The sequence below is a fragment of the Acidisphaera rubrifaciens HS-AP3 genome (genome assembly GCF_000964365.1).
Taxonomy (GTDB): Bacteria; Pseudomonadota; Alphaproteobacteria; order Acetobacterales; family Acetobacteraceae; genus Acidisphaera; species Acidisphaera rubrifaciens.
The window spans coordinates 1-784 of sequence record NZ_BANB01000756.1 but is presented as its reverse complement, the minus strand read 5'-3'; the positions used below and the strand labels follow the sequence as shown (position 1 = coordinate 784).

General features: G+C 75.6%; 1 pseudogene. It reads left to right on the top strand.

What is annotated here, in order from left to right:
• Positions 1 to 784 (top strand): annotated as a pseudogene (locus B8460_RS17310) (ATP-dependent DNA helicase); the annotation flags it as partial.

The following is a 784-nucleotide window of genomic DNA, read 5'->3' as shown; positions in this document are numbered from 1 at the left end:
GCCGCCGCCGCCACCGCCGCCTTCGCGCCCCGGCAGGCCCGCGGCGACCCGGCGCTGGTGCTGGCCGAGGCCGGCACCGGGACGGGCAAGACGCTCGGCTACCTGGCACCGGCGAGCCTGTGGGCGGAACGCAACCACAGCGCGGTCTGGATCAGTACCTATACACGGCACCTGCAGCGCCAGATCGAGGCGGAGCTGGCCCGCCTCGTGCCCGACCCCGTGGCGCGCCGGCGGCGCTTCGTCGTCCGCAAGGGACGCGAGAACTACCTGTGCCTGCTGAACCTGGAGGATGCCGCCGGCGGCCTCGCCGCGGCCGCCCCGCTCGCCATCCCGCTTGGTTTGATCGCGCGCTGGGCGGGGGCGACGGCGGACGGCGACATCCATGGCGGCGACCTGCCCGGGTGGTTCGCCGAACTGTTCGGCGGCGGGCTGCTGGCCGGCCTCGCCGACCGGCGGGGCGAGTGCATCCACGGCGGCTGCCCGCACTGGCGGCGCTGTTTCGTGGAGCACACGATCCGGCGCGCGCGCGGCGCCGACCTCGTCATCGCCAACCATGCGCTGGTGATGACGCAGGCGGTGCACGGCCTGATGGACCCGGACGTGCCGGACGAGACCGCCGCGCCCACGCGTTATGTCTTCGACGAGGGGCATCACGTGTTCGACGCGGCGGACGGCGCCTTCGCCGCCGCGCTGTCGGGGGCCGAGACGGCGGAACTGCGCCGCTGGCTGCTGGGCGCCGAGGGGATGCGCTCGCGGGCGCGGGGGATGCGCGCGCGGCTCGATG